The following is a 22,240-nucleotide window of genomic DNA, read 5'->3' on the forward strand; positions in this document are numbered from 1 at the left end:
ACGGGCTACCGGACGACCGTGACCGAGGTTGGAGCCCGCCGGACCACTGTTTCGGCGACGCTGCCGAGCAGGAGTCGCGTCAGTCCATCGCGTCCGTGGCTACCCATCACGATGTGGTCGACGAGTTCGGCCTCGGCGTAGCTGACGATCGACCGGGCGGGATCTCCCTCGGTCGTCTCGACCGTGATGGACGCATCTGCCGCCTCTGCGGTCTTCTTTGCAACATCGAGTATCGATTCTGTTTCAGCGGCGGTCTCCGCCACGTCGACTGACCCGGGTGAGAGTTTGTCAGGTCCCGCCAATTTGTCGGGATAGCTCACGTACAGTGCGGTCAGTTCGGCCTCGGGATACCCCTCGATCGCATACGAGAGCGCACGACGGGACTCCTGGGAACCATCGAACGGGATCAGTACGCGGTCGGGAGTACCGACCGTTTTCCGACGGACGACGGTCACGGGGACCGAGGATCGCCGGACGACCGTCTCTGCGACGCTGCCGAGCAACAGTCGCTCGGTCCCGTCCCGGCCGTGACTCCCCATCACGATCTGCTCGACCGCGTTCTCTTCGACGAACCGGATGAGTTCGTGGACCGGACGACCGTAGCTGATCGCCGTCTCCGCGGTGACTCCGTCCGGCAGTGAATCGACTCCCTCCGCGAGCAGTTGCTCGGCCCGCTGCTGGGCCTGATCGGCACCCTCCGAGCTGTGTCCGCCCGCTTCCGTATGATTCGCGTACGGTTCGAGGACGTACAGAAGTATGAGCTTCTCGTCGGGGAACCTCTCGCCGGCAGCCGCGAGCGCGTACTGGGCCTGTTCGGAGCCGTCGTATGGAACGAGGACTGTCATACGTTTCTGTTGGAGCCACACCGCAAAAACAGCACTCGCTGTTTGCAGACGCTGGGAAACTGCCTCGACACCGGCTACCGTTCGATAATACTTGTCCGGCGTGTCTGCGGATCGAGATAGACGAGCAACGTCCGGTCGTCGGTTTCCGCGTCGACGACCCAGACGTTGAGCTGTCGTTCGGCGTTCGTCACTTCGGCGTCGTAGCCGTCTTCTTCGAGGGCCTCGCTCGCGAGTTCCCGGGCCTGCTGTTCAGTCTCGACGGTAACGTCGGTCTCCGGAAGCTGCACTGTCAGGACGGGCTGACTCGCGTGGCGCACGACCCGTTCGGCGACGCTGCCGAGCAGCTGTCGCCTGACACCCGAGCGGCCGTGGGTCCCACAGACGATGAGATCTGCATCGAGTTCGTCGGCGACGGCCAGGATCGTCTCGGCGGGATCACCGTTGCGGATCTCCGTCTCCACCTCGATGCCGTGGCTCTGACCCAGGCGTTCGACTGTCCCGACTGCGTTCTCGCCACGCTGTTCCAGCGTATCGAACCCCGATCCGACCTCTGTCAGCACCGATCGCATATCCGTATCGATCACGTGCAGCGCGTGGATCGTTGCACCGTACTGATTTGCGAGATCGATCGCCTGCAACGCGACGTGTGCCGTGCCTGTACTTCCGTCGGTCGGCAGCAGGATACGATCGTACATACTGGAACTACCCACTACGGCGGCTAAAACTGGCCCCTGATTCCCAGGCTGTGAGAACGGTCACCACGGGACGACGCTACCGTTGCCCGGGATCACTCTTCGTGTTTTTCAGTGTTGATACGCCGGCCGGTCAGCTCGTCGGGATCGAGCTCGTACAGCCGGATGTCGAGGTTCGCCCGCGAGGACTGCCACATCTCGAACAGCGGGCGGCTCGTCTCGCCCAGCTGGGTGACCAGTTCCGGTGTGATATCGTCCGCTGTGATCTCTTCGGGTGTCCCTTTCGCCATGACACTCTGGTAGATCGGATCCGACTCCTCGTAAGAGACGAGCCGACACTCGGGAACGTCCGGGAGAAACTCCCGTTTCTCGCTGGCTTTCGGGTACACCAGCCGGAAGTAGAAGTTCTCCGTCTCCGGATCGAACCGGTAGGTGACCGGGACAGAGTACGGTCCCTCCTCACCGGCGAGTGACATCACTGCCGTCTGGTGCTGCCCGAGGAAGTCGTGGATCTCCTCGTCTGTCATCGCGATCTGCTGGGCGATCGTCATTCGCTGCTCACCCCGGTTTCGATAAATGCGTCCTCGGTGACATCTGCACCACAGATGACACAGCCTTTCTCGAGGAGTGCGTCTTTCGTCTCCGCTTCGATCTGTAGTGAGCTGTCACATTTCGGACAGTGGAACTGGAACTCGGCGTCCTCCAGCTGATCGAAAAGCGGGTCGGCCTCCGCGCCGACGGTCATCACCGGGACCGTCGCTTTCTTCGAGACACAGCCTGTCGTGCTGCCGTGCAGGAGCCGGTCGAGTCGGCTCCCGGTCGTCGTGCCCATGACGATGAGGTCGGCCTCGCGTTCCTCGGCGTACGCGACGATCGTCTCGCAGGGATCGCCCGTGCGGATCTCCGTCGTGATCGCGACCCCTCGCTCGTCACCGGCGTCTTTCAGTGAGCCCAGGGCGGCCTCGGCTTCTCCTTCCGGGTCGGCGCGGATCTGGTCTCGCGTGGTCACGCCCTCTTTGAGCACTGCGAGTCCGTGCAGCGTTGCGTCGAGCCCTTTCGCGAGCCCGAGCGCGTGGTCGACCGCTCGCTCCCCCCCGCTGCTGCCGTCGGTTGCAACCAGAATATCCCGGTACATGTTGACAGATAGTATGTCCGGTCGTATCAATTGGGTCCTTCACATTCCAGTCGTTTATTTGGTTGTTGCCATTCCTCGGCAATCTGGTCGCTCGCCTGCTGGTTTCTGGCTGGTGTCCACCATCTGTAGCATTCTTCATACTGCCGGCTGTACATTCGGAAAGATATGCGCCACCACCGGTAGCCGTTCGGCTACCGAGGATCGCCTCGTGCTGCTCGGCTCACCCCGGGGTGGCGCAATTTGTCAGTTTTGTACAGCCGGCAGTATCACATTCCGGGTCACGTTTGTCCCGTATCGAGTGAAAATCGCCAGTATCGGTCGCTGACATACCGAGCAGGCCGAATCGACTATTAAAACAGTGTAATATCCAGCTTACCTCTTACTTTGCTGAGCCGAAATGTACGAGTATGACGTCACTCCGGCTGGCCATCCAGTGTTCGAACGACTCACCGCGGGAAGCAGCGGGGGGCAAGAAATGACCAACTCTGAGGCGCACGCTCGTGAACAACCGACGGGTGACGCTGACGACGACCAGTTACGTGTCACCCTGACCGTCGGCGGCCGTGCTGCATTTCTCGAGATGATGCAACTGCTCGACGAGTCGGAGATCTCGGTCCGGACGGAAGATATCATCCGATCGACGGCAGAGGGCCCGAACACCGTGGCCGTGGATATGGGGAAACTGACCGAGAAGCAGCGCCGAACCCTGGAGCTGGCCCTGGACGTCGGCTACTACGAGGAGCCACGGCGGGCCGATCTCGGTGATCTGGCCGACAGAACCGGCGTTTCCAAGTCGGCGATCTCACAGCGACTCAGGGCTGGCGAGGCGAAACTCGTCAAAAACGTGTTCGGTGAGTTCCGGTAGTGTCACGGGACGGCAGCGGTATCAGCTGTCGAGAAATGCTCTGACGAGTTTCGTCTCCGCCGCATTCAGCCGCTGGGAGACTGCCGACTCGGAGATCGACAGTCTCTCCGCCAGCGCGGCGAGATCTGTCTGTCTGGGCGTGTCGTAGTAGCCGTCCTCGCGCGCGATTTTGAGTGCCGTCTCCTGTTTTTTTGTGATCCCGTCGACACAGATCTCCATCGTCGCGTCGGCTTCCTGCCCGCGGATGAGCCAGTCGATCGATACCGCTGCCTCGACCGCCCGGAGCCCATCCAGCAACTCCTTCAGTGTCTCTCTGGTCCGGACTGTCACGACAGCGACGACCGAACCGGATCGGACACCCTTGATGTTGGGGATACAGTCGTACTCCTCGAAGACGGGACAGATGCATTTCGAGTGCACCGAGGATTTCAGGTATTTCCGCTGCTGATCGGGCTCTGTGAGCGTGACTTCGGCGTGACACTCCCCGCACGTCTCCTGACTGCACTCTCCCTCGGCTGTTCGATCGAAACAGGCTGCGGGTCGTTTGAGATCCTGCGTGAGCGATTCGACGTCGGCTCCCTGGTTGACGACAGCGCAGTTCGAATCCGGGTGTGGTTCGATCACCAGCTGTGCCCGGAGCATCTCGTCGCTGTTTGGCGTTGCCGCCCGGGAGATCCCGTCGTCCGTCTCTGCCCGTGACATATCGGAAGCTACCGCTGCTCGTCGTATAATACCGGCCCTGATTCCAATTCGATGGGAATCGCTGCGGTCGTGTTCCGAACTGGCGATCAGCCGTCGGTGGCGTTCTCGGCCCGGCTGGCTGTCGACACACACAGCCGGGAGTCGCCAGCGAACCCGAACACTGCATCCGGGTCGATTCCCGCCGTAACTGTCTCACCGACTGCGACGTTCGGGAACCCGTCGGTCGCGATCCGGAGTTGCCCACCAGCTGTGGTCTCGATAGTGACGGTACTCCGTTCACCGCTGTGTGTGATGTCAGTAACCTCTCCGTCGACGGAAATTCCTGTCGACGGCTCGACGCGCACCGCATCTGGCCGACAGTACAGCCGGAACCGGTCACCCACCGAGGGCACGTCGCCGACTCCCTCTGAATCGACCGCACCGAGTTCGAACCGGTAGCCAGCCCACTCCACGACGAGCGGTGATCTCTCGACGATCGTCCCCGGGAGCGTCGAAACCGAGCCGAGAAACCTGGTGACGAATCTGTTTGGTGGCTGCTCGTAGAGCGCTTCGGGCGTGCCGACAGCGACACACGCCCCCTCGTTCAGTACCGCGATCCGATCGGAGAGTGTGAGTGCCTCGCTTTGATCGTGGGTGACGTACACCGTCGTCACGTTCGTCTCCTCGTGGATCCGGCTGATCTCGGCGCGCATCTCCCGGCGGAGCTGTCGATCCAGTCCTGTCAGTGGCTCGTCGAGCAACAGGACGTCGGGTTCGTAGACGAGCGCCCGCGCGAGTTCGATCCGGCGGCGCTGTCCGCCGCTCAACTGCTCCGGGTAGCTGTCTGCGTAGTCACTCATTCCCACGAGAGAGAGAAACTGATCGATTCGCGTCTCCCGGTCCCAGTCCCCCTCGTGGGGGCCGAGTGCGTACGCGACGTTCTCCCGGGCGGTCATATGCTCGAATAACGCGTCCTGCTGGAAGACGATCCCGAGTGACCGATCTTCCGGCGGAACGTCTGTCAGATCGGTGCCTTCGAGGGCGATACTGCCTGCTGTCGGGGTGACGTGGCCAGCGATCGACAGCAGTGTCGTCGTTTTCCCGCTGCCAGAGGGGCCGAGGATGGTGCAAAACTCGCCGTCGTCGATCGACAGTGACAGCTCGTCGATGGCCCGCTCGTCGCCGTACTGTTTCGTCAGATTCCTGATTTCGAGCATTATGCTGTCGAGAGTCGGCCTGCGTACTGTGTGAGGAGAATGACGACGAGACTGATCGCGAGCAGCGCCACGGCGAGTGGGACCGTCGCCACAGGGCCACCGGTCTGGAACTCGAACCAGATCTGGGTCGGCATCGTCCGAGGGTTGTTCGCGATCATCAACACCGCGCCGAACTCGCCGATTGCCCGCGCGAACGTCAGGACGACACCCGCGAGGACCATCTTTCCGGCCAGCGGTACAGAGACGTGCAGGAAGGTCCGGACCGGGCTGTAGCCCATCGACCGGGAGGCGTACTCCAGTCGCCGGTCGACCGAGGCGAACCCTGCCCGTGCCGTGATGACGACGAATGGTGCGGCGACGAACAGCTGTGCGAGGACGATCCCCGCGAGGCTGCTCGTCAGCGGGAGCCCGCGGGCGGCGAAGAAGCTACCGACCGTGGTGAACTGCCCGATCCCTGTCAGCAACATCGCGCCCGCGACAACTGGTGGCAACACCAGCGGCAGGACGACCAGCGCCTCGACCAGTCGTTTGCCACGGAACGAGTGTCTCGCGAGCACGTACGCCAGCGGGACGCCGAAGATAGCTGCGAGTACGGTCGCCACTGGCGCCGTTAGCAGTGAGTGTCGGATCGCATCCGCCGCGGCAGGCTCGGACAGTGCCGGGAGGATCGACGAGCGCCGACTCCACTGGAGGAAGGCCAGAAAGGGAAAGAGCAGATAGGCCAGCAACACGACCGACAGCAGTACGAAGAGTCCACCCCCACGCCACTGGAACCGGCGCTGGCCGACGCTCGCTCCCGCCATCGTTAGCCGCCACCCTGTACACGTCTGGTGATCGATGATGGACTCGAACCGTGGCTCCGGGGTAGTCGGCCGGGAACCCGGAGACCGAGAGCTTCGAGTCGGTCCTGGCTGTCGAGCAGAAAAGAGACGAACTCCTGGCCCCGTTCGGGGTTGTCCGCACCGTCGAGTACCGTCGCGTTGTACGACATCGGCGAGCCACGCGCAGTGTAGCCGTCGTCGGTGGTATACGACACAGTACTGTAGTAGTCGGCCTCGGCGGGATTGGAGAAGTTCAGCTCGTCGGGTAACTCGTAGAAGGGCAGCCCGTGATCGACAGCCATGTTTCGGTAGGAGATTGCGACTGCCCGATCGCCGGTCTCGATGCCTGCGAGCAGTCTGGGCTCGTCGGGTTCGCGGTAGGCGCCTTCGCTAACCTCCCGCCGTAGTCCCTCGACGCCGTAGTACTCCTCGGCAAGTTCGAGCATCTGAATCGCCCGGTAGCCAAGCGGGTCCAGTTCCGGTTCGCTCATCGCCACTGCGCCATCCGGTGCGGATCGCAACACCTCGTACCAGGGTTCGTCGCTTTCGAGTCGGCTGCCGAGATCAGTCTCCGGGCTGTACGCCAGCCCCAGTTCGTTCGCCGCGAAGACGACGTCCCAGGCGGTAAAGTCCGGATAGAGTCTGTCGCGCAACATCTGTACGTCCGCACTCACTGCCACGTCGGGGTATCTCGTCCCGTCTTCGATCATCTGCATGACCACTGTCGAACCGTGATACTCCCCTTCGACCGTTGCCTGTCGGTCCGCAGCAAACTCCTCGCCGAGTTCTTCGAGTGCGACAGCGAGACTCCCCGCTGCGAGTACCGAGAGACGCTCGTCGCCGGAGAGACAGCCGGCAGCGCCGACGACACTGCTCCCCAGCACCCCCAGAAACGTGCGACGAGAGCGTTGTTTCATTGAAGATATAACGGTCTTGTTCGGGGACTGGCATAAATATTTCCGTTACCCTTCAAACTCTTAGTAACCAAAATCAACTAGCAGGCCGTCAGCGCAGTCGACCTCTTCTCGGACTGGTGGCTGTACATTCGGACAGATCCCACGTGGGGTCGAAATCCTTCAGTTTCTCACAGCCACCAGGCTCACGAGACACAGCCGTGACGCAACCGTTTTGTCGTGTGCACAACAGGATCGAATATGGCCCCAGAACGTGGGACAGAGGATCCTTCCGCCGAGATCGATCCGGCGTTCGAGGCAGAACTGCACGCAGATGGCGTCACCTTCGACGGAGAAGATGCCACGCTGCTTCGGACCATCGACGAAACGGGCTCGCTCAACGCGGCGACTGATCGCCTCGGCCGCTCGTACTCCCGGACACACGAGCGTATCGACGCTCTGGAGGCAGCCTTTGGCCCGCTGGTCGAACCGGAACGCGGCGGCAGCGGCGGCGGGGGCACCGAGTTGACCGCCCGCACACGAACACTTCTCGCCAGGTTCGAACGGCTCAGGACGGAGTTTTCCGGCGTCACGGCCGTCGAGGAGACGGTCTACGAGGGCGTTGTCGTCGACAGAGACGGCGAAATTGCCACCGTTCAGACGGCGGCTGGCGAACTCGGGGCGATTACACCGCCCGAGACGGAGGCCGTACAGGTCACGATCCGTGCCGATACAGTGACACTGCACAGCCAGGCCGAGGCCCCGACGTCGGCCGGTACGAGCGCCCGGAACCAGTTTGCGGGCACAGTGGAGACAGTCGACGAACGCGAGTCTGTCGTCTCTGTGGGTGTGGATATCGGGGCCGAGCAGCCGCTGACTGCGCTGGTCACACAGGGGAGTGCCGCGGAACTCGGGCTGACGGCCGGCGCGTCTGTCGTCGCCTCGTTCAAAACGACAGCGACGCGGGCGACACCTCGCCAGCAGCCGGAGGCGTGATAGTGATTGTTGCGGTTATTTTCGCGACCACGTCACAAATATCGATGTTTCACAGCGCCTATCTGATATTTTCTTTCACTGTGGCGGTAAAGACTCGCAACAATCACTATGAGCCGTTCAGTTGCTGGCCCGTTTGTCGAGTTCTCCTTTGATCGCTACTGCATCGAAGTCGTGATCCGGGCGGATGTTGACGAAATCAAGGAACCGTTGTGCACTGGTGAGGATCTCGGGGTCGTAGACCTCGGCGGCGATCTCGACTGTCCGTCGCGGGCCGATCAGCGGTTCCAGCGCCGCGAGCGCACAGGCGATGTCGTAGGCGCGGGCGTCGTCGATCCCGGCCGAACTCACTTTCGTCGCGTCGATAAAGTACAGTTCGTCGTCGGCGATCAGGACGTTCTCGCCGCGCAGATCGCCGTGGACGAGTTTTGCGTCGTGCATCTCGGCGAGTGACTCGAACAGGTCCGGCGCAAACCGTTCGACGTCGTCCGGATCCAGGCTGTCGATCGTCTCGTACTCCGGGAGATATTCGAGAACGACGACACCGTAGCCGTCGTGTTCGAACGCCTCCAGTGGCTCCGGTACGTTGACGCCGAGTTCGCGCATCTGCTGGGCCGCGTCGAGTTCGTGTTCGGCCATCCCGATCGGTGTCCCGAACCGCTCGAAAAACCCCTCGGAGCCGCTCGCGAAGACGCCGAGGTTCCGCCCGGTCGTCAACAGCCCGTGGACGAGCGTGTTCTGGCCGGTGATGATCTTGATGAAAAACTGCTCGTTGACCACCGCCGGCGTCGACAGCCAGTTGTCGGCATCCAGCCCCCGGACGCAGTCGAACTCCTCGCCGTGACGGTCGGCGGTCTCCGCCGCGATGGACTTTAGCTCTGCTTCGGGTATCTCACCACGGAGGATGTCGCGAATCGCCATCTACACCTACTTTTTTGGCCCGGAGTATATAATCACGGTCGCTTTCTCTCGGACAGACAGGCTCCGGGCCGTGACTCTCTCACGAGTTTTGACTGTCGATTTGTTTCATATACCACGTCTTAAACTCCAAAATATTTAATATTTGGCGATTAAATGCTGGAATACCGCTATTTAACGGGGTGTTTTATACAACCCGTCCCCGCCGAATAACAAGGGTTAATTTCCGCGCGAGAGAAAGGAGAGTGATGGGTGACCTATCTACGCTGTTCGCTCCACAGCGAGTAGCGGTCGTCGGTGCCTCCGACGAGGACGGAACTGTCGGACACGCCATAACGAGTAACTTGCTCTCCGAATTCGATGGGGAGACTGTCGCGGTCAACCCAAATCGGGAGGAGGTGCTCGGTCTCCGCTGCCACGACAGCGTCGCGGACGTCCCCGACGTCGACGTGGCGATCGTCGTCGTTCCGGCCCCGATCGCGTTGCAGGTCCTCCGGGAAGCGGCAGAAGCCGGTATCGAGGACGTCGTCGTAATCACGGCAGGGTTCAGCGAAGCCGGCGGTGATGGTTCCTCGCGCGAGTCCGAACTTCTCGCCATCGCGGAGGAGTACGACCTCAACGTCGTCGGGCCGAACTCGCTGGGTATCATGAGCACGAGCGTCGGCATGAACGCGACATTCGGCCCCCGGAGTGCCGACCCGGGCAATATCTCGTTTATGAGCCAATCGGGTGCGTTCATCACTGCCGTCCTCGACTGGGCGGCCGACCACGATATCGGCTTCCGGGACATCGTCTCACTCGGCAACAAGGCCGTCCTCGACGAGGTCGATTTCGTCGAACAGTGGGGGTCGGATCCCGACACTGACGTGATTCTCGGCTACCTCGAAGACGTCAACGACGGCCAAGAGTTCATCGAAGCGGCCTACGAGGTGACCCGCGAGACGCCGATCGTCGCCGTGAAATCCGGCCGTACCGAGGCCGGCGCCTCCGCGGCCGCCTCACACACCGGCGCGATCGCGGGCAGTGATCAGGCCTACGAGGCGGGCTTCAAGCAGGCCGGTGTCCTGCGTGTCGAGTCCGTCCAGGAGCTGTTCGATTTTGCCTCGGTTCTCGACGGCCAGCCACTCCCGGACAACGAAGGTGTCGCCATCGTCACGAACGCCGGCGGCCCGGGTGTGATGACCACAGACGCTGTCGGGGACTCGCGACTGCAACTCGCGGATTTCGAGGAGTCGACGCTGGACGAACTCTCCGACTCGCTGCCCGAGGAGTCGAACATCTTCAACCCAGTCGACGTGATCGGTGACGCGACAGTCGAGCGGTTCTCGACGGCCATCGAGATCGCACTCGCCGATCCAGGGGTCGGGATGGTCGTGGTGCTCGCCTGTCCCACCGCCACCCTCTCGTTCGAGGGGCTGGCCGACGAGACGGTTCGACTCCAGGCGGAGTACGGGACACCGATCGCCGCGACGTTGATGGGTGGCTCCGCGACGGAACCGGCCGCCGACAAGCTCCGCGAGGCGGGCATTCCGACCTACTTCGATCCGGCGCGGGCCGTCAACAGTCTCGATGCGCTCGCCGAGTACGCCGAGATCAAACGCCGCGACCGTATCGAAGCGACCACGTTCGACGTCGACCAGGCCCGCGCACGCGAGATCCTCGAATCGGCCGTCGACCGTGGACGGACACAGCTCGGTGTCGAATCGATGGAACTGCTCGACGCCTACGGTATCCCGACACCACAGGGCGAGGTCGTCGACAGCCCGGGCGATGCCGAACGCATCGCCGGGGAGATCGAGGGCGACGTCGTGATGAAAATCGTCAGCCCGGATATCTCACATAAATCCGATATCGGTGGTGTCGAGGTCGGCGTCGCCCAGGAAGACGTCCGGGACAGCTACGAGGATATCGTCGTCAGGGCGCGCAACTACCAGCCTGACGCCTCGATCGTCGGCGTCCAGGTCCAGGAGATGGTCGATCTCGACACCGGGACGGAGACCATCGTCGGCGTCTCCCGCGATCCACAGTTCGGTCCGCTCGTGATGTTCGGACTCGGGGGTATCTTCGTCGAGGTGATGGAAGACACCTCGTTCCGCGTCGCGCCGGTCGCCGAACCGGAAGTCCGGGAGATGTTCGACGAGATCAAATCTGCGCCGCTGTTGCGCGGTGCCCGCGGGCGCGAACCCGCAGATCTCGACGCGCTCGTCGAGACGATCCAGCGGGTCTCACAGCTCGTCACCGACTTTCCGGCGATCACGGAACTGGATATCAACCCCGTCGTCGCGATGCCGGACGGCGTTGCAGCGATCGATCTACGGCTGACACTCGACCAGGAGAAACTATGACAACGCTACTCGTCACGTCGACCAGCGGAGGTACAGGAAAAACAGCGATCACGGTTGCGCTGGGACAGCTCGCACGGAAGCAGGGGGCGACTGTCGGCTACATGAAACCGAAGGGGACGAATCTGGAGAGTGCAGTCGGGAAGACCCGCGACGAGGATCCGATGATCGCACGCCAGCTGCTCGATCTCGACGCCGAGATGCACCAGCTCGAACCGGTCGTCTACTCGCCAACCTTCGTCCAGGAGGCGATCCGGGGCCGTGCGGATCCGGCCGAACTCCGGGCCGACATCGAGACCAACTTCGCCGATCTCGCCGCCGACACCGACATCATGCTGCTGGAGGGGTCGGATCACCACTTCACCGGCGGGACCGTCGGTCTCACCGACGCCGACATTGCCGAGCTACTCGATGCCGAGGTACTGCTCGTCAGTGAGTACACCGAAGCTGTCGACGTCGACGAGGTGATCGCCTCGGGCAAGGAGTTCGGTGACCGACTGGCTGGGGTGTTGTTCAACGACGTCTCGCCGGACAGATACGACGAACTCGTCGAGGATGCGATGCCGTTTCTGGACGGCAAGGGGATCAACAGCGTCGGTGCCGTCCCACACGACGAACAGCTGGGTGGCAAAACCGTCTCGGAGCTCGCAGATGGGATCGGTGCGGAGCTGCTGACGCCGGAGCTTCCCGACGATGGCCGGATCGAACGGTTCGTCGTCGGCGCGATGGGGAGTTCGGAGGCGCTCAAACAGCTCCGGCGAACCCGGAACGCGGCGGTCATCACCGGCGGCGACCGCTCCGATATCCAGGCTGCTGCGATGCAGTCTTCCGGCGTCGGCTGTGTCGTTCTCACCGGTGGATATCGCCCCTCCAACGCCGTGCTCGGCGAGGCGACGAGCAACAACGTCCCGATCATGCTCGTCCAGTCGGATACGCGAACCACGATCGACCGGACGGAGTCGGTGCTCGGCTCGGGCCGGACACGGACACCGGAGACGGTCGAACGGATGGCAGACCTGCTCTCTGACAGCGTCGATGTCGAATCGGTACTCGGACTCGATTGATACTCACTCTCTTTGATATGTCGCGGAAATAACTGCTGATCTGTTGTCCGTGAAATCAAAAATGATAGCCTCCACTCCACTTATGATGCTACAACGTATAGCTCACAGTGGAGCCATTCTGGCTCCGTAGTGTCACACGCTGGGGGGTTCACCCCCATTTTCCCTTTCCGAGTAGCCGAGAGCTGGCAGTCTCCCGTTCTCATTCAGTGGAATGTCGCCCCGAATGTAGCTGTGATATATTCGTGAAGTGATACGAGATGCCGCGACAGCGACGGCTGGGGCCCCAAGTTCGATATTCCGAGCGTTTTGCCGGTGAAAATTGCCGGTTTTGGCCCGTCTCCCGTCAGACAGTGCCATCATTTAGGAAAAGATTAATGTAACCATCAACAGAACTGAAGCGATAGATGACTGGCGATCACACCGTGTTGGTCGTTGATGACGAGCAGGCGATCACCGATACCTACAGTGAACTTCTCGACGACCGATACACGGTCGAAGTCGCGAACTCGGGCGAACAGGCGCTGGCGACGCTCTCCGAGGGGATCGACGTCGTCTTGCTCGATCGCCGGATGCCGGGGATGTCCGGTGACGAACTGCTCGAAGAGATCCGGGCACGGGGTGTCGACTGTCGCGTCGTGATGATCACTGCTGTCGATCCGGATACGAACATCATCGGGATGAAATTCGACGAGTATCTCGTCAAACCCGTCTCGGAACAACAGCTCCGCGAGGTCGTCGAACGGATGCTCACACGCGATCACCTCGACCAGCAGATCCAGCGGATGGTCAATGTTGCATCCAGGCTGGCGACGCTAGAGACGAAACTCGATTACGAACAGCTCGAATGTAGCGACGAGTACGACCGTCTCCGATCGGAGTTCGATTCGCTCCGCGCGGAGGTCACACTGCCCGAGGAGACAGAAGACGAGTACGTCCACGCGACGATCGAGAAGCTGGATGCGCTTTTGAGTGAACGACAGTAACGCAGAGAAACTGTTTGAACAGTGGTTTCAGGCCGTCTGAGATACGTCTCAGGAAACGTAATACTACACCTACCCACCTGGTAACTATCCGTAGGTAGTCGGGCCTGGTGTCTCCTGTGAAACGAAAACTACTGCTCGTCGTGTTGCTGGCGGTTGGCGGCGCATCACTCGTCGCTACCGGTGCGTTCACTGACAGGCCAGCACAGACCGAGGGGATCGAACTGTCGCCATCTGACGGGCCGAACAGTGCCTACGCAGTCAACGACAGCGGTGAGATCAGGCTCGATCTGAGTGAATCCACTCAGCTACGAGCAGTCGATGCGACTGGCGTCACCGACGACTCCGTGACGACTGTCGCGAACATCTTCACTGTGACGTACAACGGCAGTGTCGACGACCCGCCGGCAACGGTCTGGTTCGAGACACCCAACGTGCCGGCCTACGAGGATATCGAATTCGTTCAGGGGACCGACTCTGTCGAGTCGATCCACGGACAGGGACACAGCCGGAGCCTGTCCTCCGGTGAGACGATCCACGTCGGCGTGGTCATCGACACGACCGGTGACCACGAACTCGACGCCATCGAGGAGTTCACGTTCGTCGCGGAGCGCGACTCTCCATCGACTGCTGGTGAAACTGCTGATAGCGATGAACCGCTGAATACTGGACCAGACAGCGGTGGAGAGAGCGGATCGACGGATACCGGGAGCGGTGACTCGGGAGCTGATCCGGATCCGCCTGACGTCGACCAGGGGACAGGATCCACTGACGGGACTGATTCGACCGACGACGGCGACACAGGGGACAACGAGACCGAGATCGGGCCGGACGAAGATCGGGAGGGCAACGAGTCGGGAACCGAACAGACTGGAACGCTAACAGAACCGGCGTTACCGGGGCCGCAGACGACTCTCGGTGGCTTCCCGTACTGGACGCTACTGTTGCTCTTGCTGTTCGTCGTCGCCGGTGCTGGGCTCTTTTCGGTGACACGACGGGGACTGACCAGAGAGACGTAACTATGGCACTACGACAGGCATCACGAACGGAGGCACCGGGCTTTGGGAGCGATCTGGGACAGAACGTGCGACGGCTGGATCTGCTGATGATCGCGACCGTCCCGCTCGTCTTGCTGGCAGTGTTCGTACTGCCCGTGGCGACCCTGGAACGGTTCGTCTTCGATACGACCGATCCGACGCTTCTCACCGGCTACACTGCCTACTTCGTCCATCTGGAGTGGTTTCACCTGCTCGGGAATCTGGCGGTCTATCTCCCGGCAGTGGGGGTGGCATATCTCCTCTGTATTCTGAGCGGTCGCCGCCGACTGTTCCGGATCACGTTCGTCACAGTGCTCGTCGCATTCCCCCTCGTGCTGTCGGCGATGCAGCTGATCTTTCCACGGGAACGGTTTATCTTTGGCTTTTCGGGGCTCAACGCCGCCTTCGTCGGGTTGGCGTCGTTCGCACTCATGGCGTATCTCGCCTCGAATATCTCGGATCGGGCCGACGAGCGCCACGCTCCCGTATTTTTGTTCTTCGTCGTGGGACTCGTCGCGTTGCTCTCGCTCCCGGCGCGGGCGTATCGGTTCGAGATCGGGTCGGCAGCGCTCGCGCTCGTCGGCCTCTATCTCGGAACTATCCTGTACAGACGGGGTCGTCCAACCCTCGCGGAGTTCCGAGCAGCCACGGACAGGCCTGGCTACTTCGAGCTGGCTGGCAGTGGCTTCGGACTGCTGGTTGGCTACCCCGTCGTGGCGTTTCAGGACGCTGTCGTCCCGCAGGGCGGGGTCGTCGACGTCTACGTCCATCTGCTCGGGTTTAGCCTCGCGTTCATCGTTGTCTTCACGTTCGTCTTCCTCGCCGAGGAGCTGTAGGGGCGCTGTGGGCCGATTCAGACCGGTTCTGAAACGTTGCATCCGACGGTCCGGTGGTGCAATACAACCGGGCATCCGGAAGTACCAGTAGATCTGGCATCCCCAGCCGAACAGACCCGCAACGACCACGATGAGGCGGGTGGCTGTGATCGCACTGTTCACACTGCCGGCTGTACAAAACTGACAAATTGCGCCACCCCGGGGTGAGCCGAGCAGCACGAGGCGATTCTCGGTAGCCAAACGGCTACCGGTGGTGGCGCATATCTTTCCGAATGTATAGCCGGCAGTATCAGGACTGTTTATCGAACGAAAGATGACGGAGGGAACGGTGATGCTTTTTCTACTCCACTGTGTGTTAAGTACCTGCATAACTACGGGTCTGAGGCGATTAGGACTAATCATGAGCACTGCCCCCGACGGGACGACACTGGGGCGATGTCCACTCTGTCGCGTGGCGATCCCTGCGGAGCAACTGGTGATCGAGTATTCGCCGGAGACCGGATGGCCACAGATGCTCGCGTCGTGTCGGCGGTGTGACGAGGTCGTTGGGCCGGTGTAGTCTCAGCTGTCTTTCGACCTGTCTCGATAGGCGACGCTGTCGATTCGCGTCAGTAGCAATGCTGGTGGCTGTTACGCCCCACTCCGGTCGTTGCTGCAGTTGACATCCGAGGCTGTTCCGGAGAACTGAACACCGTCTACAGTCTCACCCCGAACCGTGACAGTGGTCGTACTGCCCGGTTCACAGTCGATTTTCCCCGGATTCGTTATTTTGAATTTGTTCTTCCCCTGTTCGTTCGTTTCGTAGCCATTCACAGTCACGCTGCTGGGATCGACGTTGTCGATATCCGGGAGTTCGAAGGCTGCGTTGAGTGATCCGCTGAATCTGACTGTCGCCGGGATCTCCGACGGTTCGAGTGCGAGGTCCCGCTTGGCGTCGATCTGTAGTCCCCCATCTGTGCCTGTCACGTCGAAGGAGAGGGTGTCTCTCAGGACGGTCTCGCTGCGACCCGGGATCTCGATCGTGACGTTCGTGACTGCTGCGCCCGGTTCCAGTCCGGTAATCGTCAGCTCCTCGTCTTCGACGGTCACGTTTTCGACTCCAGTCCCGGACTCTGCATCGGTAAATGCAAGCTCGCCGTCGAGGAGTCCGATCGTCATATCGACACTGGTAGCACTCTGGTTCGTAATATCGAACTGTTCGGGGGCGGTCCGAGGCATGTTCGAATCGAACAGCATGCCCTGGTCCGCCATCTCCTCTTCTCGCAACCCGAGATACGCATTTTCGTCGCCGACGACCTCTATCTTTACTGCTCGCTTTGCTGTCGTCGAACTGAACGCACCCACGTTTGTAAAGAGCCCACCGCTCGCGAACACTGCTCCCGTGCCGAGCAGGAACTTTCGGCGTCTCATCGCGTCTCACCCCGAGAGACGCCGGCTCTGCTATCGAGTGTCCGCACCAGTGGTGTCTGTACCGTCGATCCAGGGGTATGTTGGTCGATCATGGTTCCAGGGATAGAGTGTGGTACCGTCGTGATATCATCGTCCAGGTCATCGATCCACGCGTCTGTGCCACATTCTTGTCTGGAACGTCTGGGCAAGCGTATATAAGCCCAGATGACTGTTCAAGTAACAATATATAAAATATCTGCTTTGCATTGATCTGCCAATACTTCCCCATTCGCACACGACAGTACCAGGGCATGAATCGTCGATATATCGGCAAAAAACTCGATTATGTTAAACAACAGAAACGTCAGAAAACATATATTCTGTTTGATGAACAGTTCCATCAGGACCGACCTGAAAGCCGTAGTCATTTCGTCGGTGTGCAATGCACGTCCTTCAGGCAGACACAGAGGCTTCGAGAGGGGTCGTGAGCAGTCAACTGAACATTTCCGAGTGTTTTCGAACAGGAGTGGCTGTGGAATTATAACACTCCTAATATCGGCTTCGTCGGTCCAGTCTCACGCAGTACATCCCTGACTTTGCCTCAGTCGACCTCTGTCACCGTTCAGGTAGTGCTGGATATTCCGACTCGCTCGTTCAGGTCACTTGATACAATACGGGTAGGGGGAGCTACGTTGAAACGAGTTCGCCGCTGGCAGTTCCCGTGCGTACGGGAGGTGGTCGCGGTGAACGAACAACCAAGGTGACAACAACAATGGAACGACGCAAATTCATCATCGGTGCGGGATCGCTCGCCGCTGGCGGGGCGGCTGCAATAGGTAGTGGTGCGTTTTCGAGTGTGAGCGCTGACCGTGATATCAATGTTAATGTCGCGGGCGATGAAAGCGCGTACCTCGGCTTGGAAAGTACGAGCGCGTATTCAAGTCAGAATGGTAAAAAGCTCGCTCTTGAATTTGATGGGAGCAACTCGCAGAACGGTGACGGTCTCAACGCAGACGCAGATACTCAGTTCAGAAATGTATTCAAGGTCGTGAACCAAGGGAAAAACGCAATCCGATTCCAGTTCTACCACGGAGACTTCAACACACTCGAAGGCACACCTCTGGCCATGGCAGTCTCAGATGAGACGATCGAGTACGCTAGCATAAACGAGATTACAGCAGTGAATACCAGTGACGCTCCAGGAACCTGGTCAGGAGGTTCTCCAGCAGTTGCAGACGCGCAAGACATTGAACCAGGTGCAAAGAGCTACGTGCATGTTGGATTTTTCCTAAATGACGATAACGAGACGCTGGGCCACTCAAATACCCACATAAGTGACGTTCCAGATGATTTAACGGTGTACGCCGAAGCCCTTCCGGAAGACGGTACAATTTAGCGACTTTTCACTATTCTCTACGCTCTTGCGTAGTACATTGTTGATTTCAGAGCGTTGCTTGGGCAGCATCTTTGAGTGCCCCTCGTCCCAGTTTTCGATATAGCACTCGCCGCAATTGGAACGCTCTGACAGATTGCGCCAGTTTGTCCTTTTAGATGCCTTGATGGGCGAGAGTTACCATCCATTTTATATTGTACCCAGCAGGAATCGCCGCACTCGTCGTCTTCGCTGCCGCGATCTACCTCCGGGGATATCTCGTCCCCGGAACGCCGGAACTGACACAGCGGTACTTCTCCCACTGGCTGCTGCGTGCTTTCGGGAAAGACCCCTTCGAGGACGTACAGACGACCGACGGCGGCGTCGAACCCACCGAAGCCGCCGCCGACCGGCCCGAACCCGCGGAGACCGAACAGCTCCTGCGCGATGCGGGGGTCGTCGAGGAGGCTCCCGACGAGGACTGCCTCTGTCTCACCGCGGAGTTCCGTGAGGTCTGGTGGCGGCGCATCCGGAACTACCGGGAGGACGACGACCGCGCCGCCGCGCAGTTGGCTTCTGTCGTCGACGTCGATCCCGAACAGTTGGCCTTCGTCGACGAGGAGAACTACTTCGGGGTGGAGTTCGCCGGCGAGCTGATCGGCCGGTGGAGTTCCGATGCCGCCTTCTATGCCGACCTCGCCGCCGAGCCGACGCTCGCAGAGTGGCTCCCGGAGTGGGGAGAACTGGGTGACTAAACGCGGACGGAACTGCTCGCCGGCATGCGGGCGTTCTTAGAGGAGTGTCCGGCCTGCGAGGCTGAACTGGATCAGGTCGAAAACGTCCGCAAGTCCTGCTGTGCCGGCGAGCTGGTCAGCGTCTCCGTCGACTGCCCCGACTGCGGCGCGTGCGTCTTTAGCGGGTCCTACGCCTAACACTGCAAACGAGAGATCACGTGTCGACCAGTCCCCGGGTATCAGTGGTCCGTGTCAGTCGTCGTCACCTGGTTTGTATGCCCCGGATCTGTGTTCGATATCGTAGATAACGACGGTCTTCCGCTCCCGGTCGGCGTCAGCTCCAAGGCGAAAATCCCCGACCCGGATCTTCCCATGTGGCATTCCCGAAAGCGGTTCGATGTATTCGTATGGTTCACGCCACTCGTCGTCGACGATCTCGTCGAGTTTCGTAACGATACGGGTCTGCACGGGAGTCTCGAGTTCGTCGAACGTCTGAGCAGCAGGTGGCCGAAACTCCCAGTCCCACCCCTCACTCATCGCTGTCGATCATAGCGACGATTTCCTCGCGGCTGACTGCTTCAGTTTCACCTTTCCGCATCGCATACTCCTCGGCAGCGATATTCGCGAGCATGCTCCGGGAGACTCCGGGGTTTGCAGTCGCGTCGCGGATCGCGTGGCGCAGGAACTCGCTCCGGGAGGTGTACCCCTCTTCTTTCCAGACGGCGTCGATTTCTTCGAGCTGGCGTTCAGTGACGCGGATATTGATCGTCGTCGTCTCGGGATCGTCGCTCCGAGACTCGCCTGTGTCGGAGTCAGACATACATCTGTATTACACACGCGGTATCAAGAACGCATCGGTTGCGCCACCGTAACGCCATCACACCGCACTAACCACTCGGTATGCGCGCATTTCTCTTGGAGTGTCCGTCCCCGACGCGGAACTCGATCAGGTCGAAAACGTCCGCAAGTCCTGTTGCGCCAGCGAAATGGTCCGCGTCTCCGTCGACTGCCCCGACTGCGGCGCACGCGTCTTCAGCGGCAGTTACGCGTGATCCCGAGCCCTGACGTCCGACGAGCCACCACCGTTCTCGACCGACTATTTATACACGATAGCGACCAATCGTCTAACAGATGGCACAGACCGACGACACCGAAGACGTCGATCCGGATCGGATCCGGGCGGTGCTGGAGCGCCACCCGGTCGATCTGGGGGTGCTCTTCGGTTCGCACGCTCGGGGGACGAGCGGACCACACAGCGACGTGGATGTCGCCGTCGCGTTCGATCCGTCGCTGTCCGACGGGCAGCGGTACCGTGCCCGGATCGCACTGATCGTCGCACTCACGCGCGAACTCGGGACCGACGATGTCGACGTGGTGGATCTGGACGGGGTTTCACCAGAGATCGGTCTCGCAGCGTTCGATGACGGGCGTGTACTCGTCGAAGACGTCGAACGCAGCGAGGAGTTCCGAGAGGAGTACGAGGCGCAAACGACCGAATCGACCCACGAGGAGCGGATGGAGCGGTTCGACGAACTGCTCGATCGGATGGAGCGAAACGCGTGACCACGGAATTCTTTTGTGACGCTCACCCGTTGTATCAGATATGGAAGCGGACAATGGTTCGCCAGCGGTTCCTGACCACGTCCGGGAAACGCTCTGTGAGAATCCGGACATCGAGTTCGTCGTGGTTTTCGGCTCGCGGGCAAAGGGTACCGAGCGTTCATCGTCCGACCTAGATATCGCGGTCAAGTTCGATCAGGACCTCACGTCCGAGGACCGGTTTCGGAAGCGGTGCCGACTGTCCGCACAACTGCAGGAGAACGACTCCCCGTTTGTCGACCTCTCCGATATCGACGAACTCCCGCTTGAATTCGCACATGCGGCTGTCAACGGTGAACTAATCTGTGGTGACTGGGAAGCGTTCCGGGAGTTCAAGACGGAAGTCGAGGACCGATTCGAGAATTCCCGGGAAGAGATCGAGCGCCGGCAGCTGGACCTCATCCACCGGATCGCGGAGGAGGGCCTCCGTGGCTGATCCCGCAGTCGTTTCGCGTAAGCTATCCCAGATCGAGCAATATTACGGTGAACTCAAGGCAAAACAGCAACTCTCGAAGGAGGAATTCCTCGACGATATCACCGAGCGGCGTGCCATCGAGCGAATGTTCCAGAATGCGATACAGGCGTGTATCGATCTCGCCACCCACATCGCGACGGCAGCGTTCGAATACGAAGGCGAAGCATCGAGGGAAGCAGTGGAAGTGCTCGGCGAACACAAGGTGTTGAGTGATACGACGGTATCGAAACTAACGGACGCCGTCGGATTTCGAAACATTCTGGCACACCAGTACGGTGACGTGTCTCCGGAAAAGGTGTATGAGTATTTGCAACACGAACTGGCGATTTACGAGGACGTAAGTCGTGAAATCGCGGAGTGGTTCCGGCAACAAGAGTTGTAGCTACGCTATGTCCGGACTACGAAAGCACAGATAGCGAGGAGTCTCCCCCGACAGTCACATCAAACCGCGACCTCGGTATCTCCGTGGACTGCCCCGACTGGAGCGCGGCCGTGTTCGGTTGCCGCTGAGCTAGTCACTCCACCAAACTCGGCGGCTCCTCACTTCCACCGAGTCGCATCTCCGTCCGGGTGATGTACAGATGGACGACCGAGGTCACCAGAAACGATGTCGTCACGAAGATCGGCACACCCAGCCCGGGAAGCGCCGCGACGGGCCACAGCCCGGCCGCAAAGGCACCGACGACGACGGTGTTGATCAACGCGAGTCCGAGATACAGGTAGCTCCACGGGATATCGCCACCTTCGACGATTTCGAGATAGATATCGAGGTTGTCTGCAGCTGGTCCGATCTCGACGCTGCCCTCGCGGTCGTCGAACTCGATGACGCGCGCGTCGTCCATCCGCGGCAGGTGGACCTGCTGCAAGGAGGTGTACACACGCTTGCGCTGGTCGTAGCTGAGATCTGTGATCTCTATCCCGTTCTCCCAGGCGGCGATCTGTTCTGCGAGATCACTCAGCGTTGCCGTGTCTCCGTTCTGCTGGAGATAGTGGAGGACGTACCGACGGCGGTGGTTACTCAGTAGGTCGAAACACTCGTCGTAGGAGATTACCTCACTCGACTCCGGGAGTTCATCGTCCTGCTTCGAGGATTCTTCGGCCGTCGTACTTGTTGCAGTCATGCCCCAACCAATAGAATAGTCTTCGTTACTGGATAAAAAAGGTCGGTATAGTTACCACTATTGAAAACGATACTGTTCGAGTTGCTCAACTAGTATCTTTTCAACGCTCATCTGTATTGGTGGATACTTTCTCATGACTGGAGTTCGTAGTCTGCTACAGCATGGTCAGCAGAGAGAGCGTCAGCAATGTGTTTCTGCCTGACAAAGAGGACTGTTTGGAGTACCTGCGTG

The 22,240-nt window shown here is 60.3% G+C and carries 28 protein-coding genes; 15 read left to right on the forward strand and 13 right to left on the reverse strand.

Annotated elements, in window-relative coordinates; all coding sequences use genetic code 11:
- Window positions 1–5: 5 nt before the first annotated feature.
- The 4 genes from EOW68_RS03440 to EOW68_RS03455 form a co-directional block, all read right to left on the reverse strand.
- The gene (locus EOW68_RS03440) at window positions 6–845 is read right to left on the reverse strand and encodes a universal stress protein (protein ID WP_128223773.1); all 840 of its coding nucleotides are present in this window, start codon (window positions 843–845) and stop codon (window positions 6–8) included.
- A gap of 74 nt (window positions 846–919) precedes the next feature.
- A complete protein-coding gene (locus EOW68_RS03445) occupies window positions 920–1,540 on the reverse strand; it encodes a universal stress protein (protein WP_128223774.1) in 621 nt (206 codons plus the stop codon).
- A 92-nt stretch (window positions 1,541–1,632) separates the two neighbouring features.
- Window positions 1,633–2,088 (reverse strand): pyridoxamine 5'-phosphate oxidase family protein, encoded by a 456-nt coding sequence (locus EOW68_RS03450; protein ID WP_431358719.1) that lies wholly within the window; start codon window positions 2,086–2,088, stop codon window positions 1,633–1,635.
- A complete protein-coding gene (locus tag EOW68_RS03455) occupies window positions 2,085–2,672 on the reverse strand; it encodes a universal stress protein (protein ID WP_128223775.1) in 588 nt (195 codons plus the stop codon). Before EOW68_RS03455 ends, EOW68_RS03450 begins: the two co-directional genes overlap by 4 nt.
- 397 nt (window positions 2,673–3,069) lie before the next feature.
- Here EOW68_RS03455 and EOW68_RS03460 point away from each other — a divergent pair, with 397 nt between their 5' ends.
- Entirely contained in the window at window positions 3,070–3,537 is a 468-nt protein-coding gene (locus tag EOW68_RS03460) for a helix-turn-helix domain-containing protein (protein WP_128223776.1), read from the forward strand.
- A 21-nt stretch (window positions 3,538–3,558) separates the two neighbouring features.
- Here the strand turns inward: EOW68_RS03460 and EOW68_RS03465 are convergent, their stop codons facing one another.
- From EOW68_RS03465 to EOW68_RS03480, 4 genes are all read right to left on the reverse strand, one after another.
- Window positions 3,559–4,239, reverse strand: coding sequence for a helix-turn-helix domain-containing protein (locus tag EOW68_RS03465; RefSeq protein WP_128223777.1), 681 nt, complete (start codon window positions 4,237–4,239; stop codon window positions 3,559–3,561).
- Between the two features lie 86 nt (window positions 4,240–4,325).
- Window positions 4,326–5,435, reverse strand: coding sequence for an ABC transporter ATP-binding protein (locus EOW68_RS03470; protein WP_128223778.1), 1,110 nt, complete (start codon window positions 5,433–5,435; stop codon window positions 4,326–4,328).
- Window positions 5,435–6,238 (reverse strand): ABC transporter permease, encoded by an 804-nt coding sequence (locus EOW68_RS03475; protein ID WP_128223779.1) that lies wholly within the window; start codon window positions 6,236–6,238, stop codon window positions 5,435–5,437. The genes EOW68_RS03470 and EOW68_RS03475 overlap by 1 nt, the downstream gene beginning before the upstream one ends.
- Window positions 6,239–6,240: 2 nt before the next feature.
- Entirely contained in the window at window positions 6,241–7,173 is a 933-nt protein-coding gene (locus EOW68_RS03480; RefSeq protein WP_128223780.1) for an extracellular solute-binding protein, read from the reverse strand.
- Between the two features lie 237 nt (window positions 7,174–7,410).
- Here EOW68_RS03480 and EOW68_RS03485 point away from each other — a divergent pair, with 237 nt between their 5' ends.
- Window positions 7,411–8,145, forward strand: a complete 735-nt coding sequence (locus tag EOW68_RS03485) for a molybdenum-dependent transcriptional regulator (RefSeq protein ID WP_128223781.1) — start codon at window positions 7,411–7,413, stop codon at window positions 8,143–8,145.
- 117 nt (window positions 8,146–8,262) lie between these two features.
- Here EOW68_RS03485 and EOW68_RS03490 read toward each other — a convergent pair whose 3' ends face one another.
- Window positions 8,263–9,063 carry an RIO1 family regulatory kinase/ATPase domain-containing protein gene (locus EOW68_RS03490; RefSeq protein WP_128223782.1) on the reverse strand — a complete coding sequence of 267 codons (801 nt, stop codon included), beginning with the start codon at window positions 9,061–9,063 and terminating at the stop codon, window positions 8,263–8,265.
- A gap of 245 nt (window positions 9,064–9,308) precedes the next feature.
- On the opposite strand from EOW68_RS03490, the gene EOW68_RS03495 reads away from it, so the two are divergent.
- The 6 genes from EOW68_RS03495 (at window position 9,309) to EOW68_RS18415 (ending at window position 15,878) form a co-directional block, all read left to right on the forward strand.
- Window positions 9,309–11,405 (forward strand): acetate--CoA ligase family protein, encoded by a 2,097-nt coding sequence (locus EOW68_RS03495; protein WP_128223783.1) that lies wholly within the window; start codon window positions 9,309–9,311, stop codon window positions 11,403–11,405.
- Window positions 11,402–12,466, forward strand: a complete 1,065-nt coding sequence (locus EOW68_RS03500) for a phosphotransacetylase family protein (RefSeq protein ID WP_128223784.1) — start codon at window positions 11,402–11,404, stop codon at window positions 12,464–12,466. Before EOW68_RS03495 ends, EOW68_RS03500 begins: the two co-directional genes overlap by 4 nt.
- Before the next feature lie 404 nt (window positions 12,467–12,870).
- Window positions 12,871–13,449, forward strand: a complete 579-nt coding sequence (locus tag EOW68_RS03505) for a response regulator (protein WP_128223785.1) — start codon at window positions 12,871–12,873, stop codon at window positions 13,447–13,449.
- A gap of 116 nt (window positions 13,450–13,565) precedes the next feature.
- Entirely contained in the window at window positions 13,566–14,465 is a 900-nt protein-coding gene (locus tag EOW68_RS03510; RefSeq protein ID WP_128223786.1) for a hypothetical protein, read from the forward strand.
- A 2-nt stretch (window positions 14,466–14,467) separates the two neighbouring features.
- Window positions 14,468–15,319 carry a rhomboid family intramembrane serine protease gene (locus EOW68_RS03515; protein WP_128223787.1) on the forward strand — a complete coding sequence of 284 codons (852 nt, stop codon included), beginning with the start codon at window positions 14,468–14,470 and terminating at the stop codon, window positions 15,317–15,319.
- Between the two features lie 400 nt (window positions 15,320–15,719).
- Entirely contained in the window at window positions 15,720–15,878 is a 159-nt protein-coding gene (locus tag EOW68_RS18415; RefSeq protein ID WP_431358720.1) for a DUF7837 family putative zinc-binding protein, read from the forward strand.
- A 71-nt stretch (window positions 15,879–15,949) separates the two neighbouring features.
- Here EOW68_RS18415 and EOW68_RS03520 read toward each other — a convergent pair whose 3' ends face one another.
- Window positions 15,950–16,729 carry a hypothetical protein gene (locus EOW68_RS03520; protein ID WP_128223788.1) on the reverse strand — a complete coding sequence of 260 codons (780 nt, stop codon included), beginning with the start codon at window positions 16,727–16,729 and terminating at the stop codon, window positions 15,950–15,952.
- Between the two features lie 751 nt (window positions 16,730–17,480).
- Between EOW68_RS03520 and EOW68_RS03525 the strand changes: the two genes are divergently transcribed.
- From EOW68_RS03525 to EOW68_RS19070, 3 genes are all read left to right on the forward strand, one after another.
- The gene (locus EOW68_RS03525; RefSeq protein WP_128223789.1) at window positions 17,481–18,104 is read left to right on the forward strand and encodes a hypothetical protein; all 624 of its coding nucleotides are present in this window, start codon (window positions 17,481–17,483) and stop codon (window positions 18,102–18,104) included.
- Between the two features lie 191 nt (window positions 18,105–18,295).
- Window positions 18,296–18,835, forward strand: a complete 540-nt coding sequence (locus EOW68_RS03535; RefSeq protein ID WP_128223790.1) for a DUF8054 domain-containing protein — start codon at window positions 18,296–18,298, stop codon at window positions 18,833–18,835.
- 24 nt (window positions 18,836–18,859) lie between these two features.
- Window positions 18,860–19,012: a DUF8054 domain-containing protein gene (locus EOW68_RS19070; protein ID WP_489666323.1), complete on the forward strand. Its 153-nt coding sequence runs from the start codon at window positions 18,860–18,862 to the stop codon at window positions 19,010–19,012.
- 54 nt (window positions 19,013–19,066) lie between these two features.
- On the opposite strand, the gene EOW68_RS03540 is transcribed toward EOW68_RS19070, so the two are convergent.
- Window positions 19,067–19,351, reverse strand: coding sequence for a type II toxin-antitoxin system RelE family toxin (locus tag EOW68_RS03540; RefSeq protein ID WP_128223791.1), 285 nt, complete (start codon window positions 19,349–19,351; stop codon window positions 19,067–19,069).
- Window positions 19,344–19,634: a ribbon-helix-helix domain-containing protein gene (locus tag EOW68_RS03545; RefSeq protein WP_128223792.1), complete on the reverse strand. Its 291-nt coding sequence runs from the start codon at window positions 19,632–19,634 to the stop codon at window positions 19,344–19,346. The genes EOW68_RS03540 and EOW68_RS03545 overlap by 8 nt, the downstream gene beginning before the upstream one ends.
- A gap of 100 nt (window positions 19,635–19,734) precedes the next feature.
- Here EOW68_RS03545 and EOW68_RS18425 point away from each other — a divergent pair, with 100 nt between their 5' ends.
- From EOW68_RS18425 to hepT, 4 genes are all read left to right on the forward strand, one after another.
- Window positions 19,735–19,866, forward strand: a complete 132-nt coding sequence (locus tag EOW68_RS18425) for a DUF8054 domain-containing protein (RefSeq protein WP_431358722.1) — start codon at window positions 19,735–19,737, stop codon at window positions 19,864–19,866.
- Between the two features lie 79 nt (window positions 19,867–19,945).
- On the forward strand, window positions 19,946–20,377 hold the full coding sequence (gene mntA / locus EOW68_RS03550; RefSeq protein WP_128223793.1) for a type VII toxin-antitoxin system MntA family adenylyltransferase antitoxin: 432 nt from the start codon (window positions 19,946–19,948) through the stop codon (window positions 20,375–20,377).
- A gap of 40 nt (window positions 20,378–20,417) precedes the next feature.
- Window positions 20,418–20,849: a type VII toxin-antitoxin system MntA family adenylyltransferase antitoxin gene (mntA, locus tag EOW68_RS03555; RefSeq protein WP_128223794.1), complete on the forward strand. Its 432-nt coding sequence runs from the start codon at window positions 20,418–20,420 to the stop codon at window positions 20,847–20,849.
- Window positions 20,842–21,270: a type VII toxin-antitoxin system HepT family RNase toxin gene (gene hepT / locus EOW68_RS03560; RefSeq protein WP_128223795.1), complete on the forward strand. Its 429-nt coding sequence runs from the start codon at window positions 20,842–20,844 to the stop codon at window positions 21,268–21,270. The genes mntA (EOW68_RS03555) and hepT overlap by 8 nt, the downstream gene beginning before the upstream one ends.
- Before the next feature lie 133 nt (window positions 21,271–21,403).
- Here hepT and EOW68_RS03565 read toward each other — a convergent pair whose 3' ends face one another.
- Window positions 21,404–22,009 carry a DUF7344 domain-containing protein gene (locus EOW68_RS03565; protein WP_128223796.1) on the reverse strand — a complete coding sequence of 202 codons (606 nt, stop codon included), beginning with the start codon at window positions 22,007–22,009 and terminating at the stop codon, window positions 21,404–21,406.
- Between the last annotated feature and the right edge of the window lie 231 nt (window positions 22,010–22,240).

Source organism: Halovenus amylolytica (assembly GCA_004015825.1).
Lineage (GTDB): Archaea > Halobacteriota > Halobacteria > Halobacteriales > Haloarculaceae > Halovenus > Halovenus amylolytica.

What these genes read in the sequence shown, in the direction of transcription:
- EOW68_RS03440 (WP_128223773.1), bottom strand. Translation starts at nt 845, where the DNA reads ATGACAGTCCTCGTTCCATACGACGGCTCCGAACAGGCCCAGTACGCG.
- EOW68_RS03445 (WP_128223774.1), bottom strand. Translation starts at nt 1,540, where the DNA reads ATGTACGATCGTATCCTGCTGCCGACCGACGGAAGTACAGGCACGGCA.
- EOW68_RS03450 (WP_431358719.1), bottom strand. Translation starts at nt 2,088, where the DNA reads ATGACGATCGCCCAGCAGATCGCGATGACAGACGAGGAGATCCACGAC.
- EOW68_RS03455 (WP_128223775.1), bottom strand. Translation starts at nt 2,672, where the DNA reads ATGTACCGGGATATTCTGGTTGCAACCGACGGCAGCAGCGGGGGGGAG.
- EOW68_RS03460 (WP_128223776.1), top strand. Translation starts at nt 3,070, where the DNA reads ATGTACGAGTATGACGTCACTCCGGCTGGCCATCCAGTGTTCGAACGA.
- EOW68_RS03465 (WP_128223777.1), bottom strand. Translation starts at nt 4,239, where the DNA reads ATGTCACGGGCAGAGACGGACGACGGGATCTCCCGGGCGGCAACGCCA.
- EOW68_RS03470 (WP_128223778.1), bottom strand. Translation starts at nt 5,435, where the DNA reads ATGCTCGAAATCAGGAATCTGACGAAACAGTACGGCGACGAGCGGGCC.
- EOW68_RS03475 (WP_128223779.1), bottom strand. Translation starts at nt 6,238, where the DNA reads ATGGCGGGAGCGAGCGTCGGCCAGCGCCGGTTCCAGTGGCGTGGGGGT.
- EOW68_RS03480 (WP_128223780.1), bottom strand. Translation starts at nt 7,173, where the DNA reads ATGAAACAACGCTCTCGTCGCACGTTTCTGGGGGTGCTGGGGAGCAGT.
- EOW68_RS03485 (WP_128223781.1), top strand. Translation starts at nt 7,411, where the DNA reads ATGGCCCCAGAACGTGGGACAGAGGATCCTTCCGCCGAGATCGATCCG.
- EOW68_RS03490 (WP_128223782.1), bottom strand. Translation starts at nt 9,063, where the DNA reads ATGGCGATTCGCGACATCCTCCGTGGTGAGATACCCGAAGCAGAGCTA.
- EOW68_RS03495 (WP_128223783.1), top strand. Translation starts at nt 9,309, where the DNA reads ATGGGTGACCTATCTACGCTGTTCGCTCCACAGCGAGTAGCGGTCGTC.
- EOW68_RS03500 (WP_128223784.1), top strand. Translation starts at nt 11,402, where the DNA reads ATGACAACGCTACTCGTCACGTCGACCAGCGGAGGTACAGGAAAAACA.
- EOW68_RS03505 (WP_128223785.1), top strand. Translation starts at nt 12,871, where the DNA reads ATGACTGGCGATCACACCGTGTTGGTCGTTGATGACGAGCAGGCGATC.
- EOW68_RS03515 (WP_128223787.1), top strand. Translation starts at nt 14,468, where the DNA reads ATGGCACTACGACAGGCATCACGAACGGAGGCACCGGGCTTTGGGAGC.
- EOW68_RS18415 (WP_431358720.1), top strand. Translation starts at nt 15,720, where the DNA reads ATGAGCACTGCCCCCGACGGGACGACACTGGGGCGATGTCCACTCTGT.
- EOW68_RS03520 (WP_128223788.1), bottom strand. Translation starts at nt 16,729, where the DNA reads ATGAGACGCCGAAAGTTCCTGCTCGGCACGGGAGCAGTGTTCGCGAGC.
- EOW68_RS03525 (WP_128223789.1), top strand. Translation starts at nt 17,481, where the DNA reads ATGGAACGACGCAAATTCATCATCGGTGCGGGATCGCTCGCCGCTGGC.
- EOW68_RS19070 (WP_489666323.1), top strand. Translation starts at nt 18,860, where the DNA reads ATGCGGGCGTTCTTAGAGGAGTGTCCGGCCTGCGAGGCTGAACTGGAT.
- EOW68_RS03540 (WP_128223791.1), bottom strand. Translation starts at nt 19,351, where the DNA reads ATGAGTGAGGGGTGGGACTGGGAGTTTCGGCCACCTGCTGCTCAGACG.
- EOW68_RS03545 (WP_128223792.1), bottom strand. Translation starts at nt 19,634, where the DNA reads ATGTCTGACTCCGACACAGGCGAGTCTCGGAGCGACGATCCCGAGACG.
- mntA (WP_128223793.1), top strand. Translation starts at nt 19,946, where the DNA reads ATGGCACAGACCGACGACACCGAAGACGTCGATCCGGATCGGATCCGG.
- mntA (WP_128223794.1), top strand. Translation starts at nt 20,418, where the DNA reads ATGGAAGCGGACAATGGTTCGCCAGCGGTTCCTGACCACGTCCGGGAA.
- EOW68_RS03565 (WP_128223796.1), bottom strand. Translation starts at nt 22,009, where the DNA reads ATGACTGCAACAAGTACGACGGCCGAAGAATCCTCGAAGCAGGACGAT.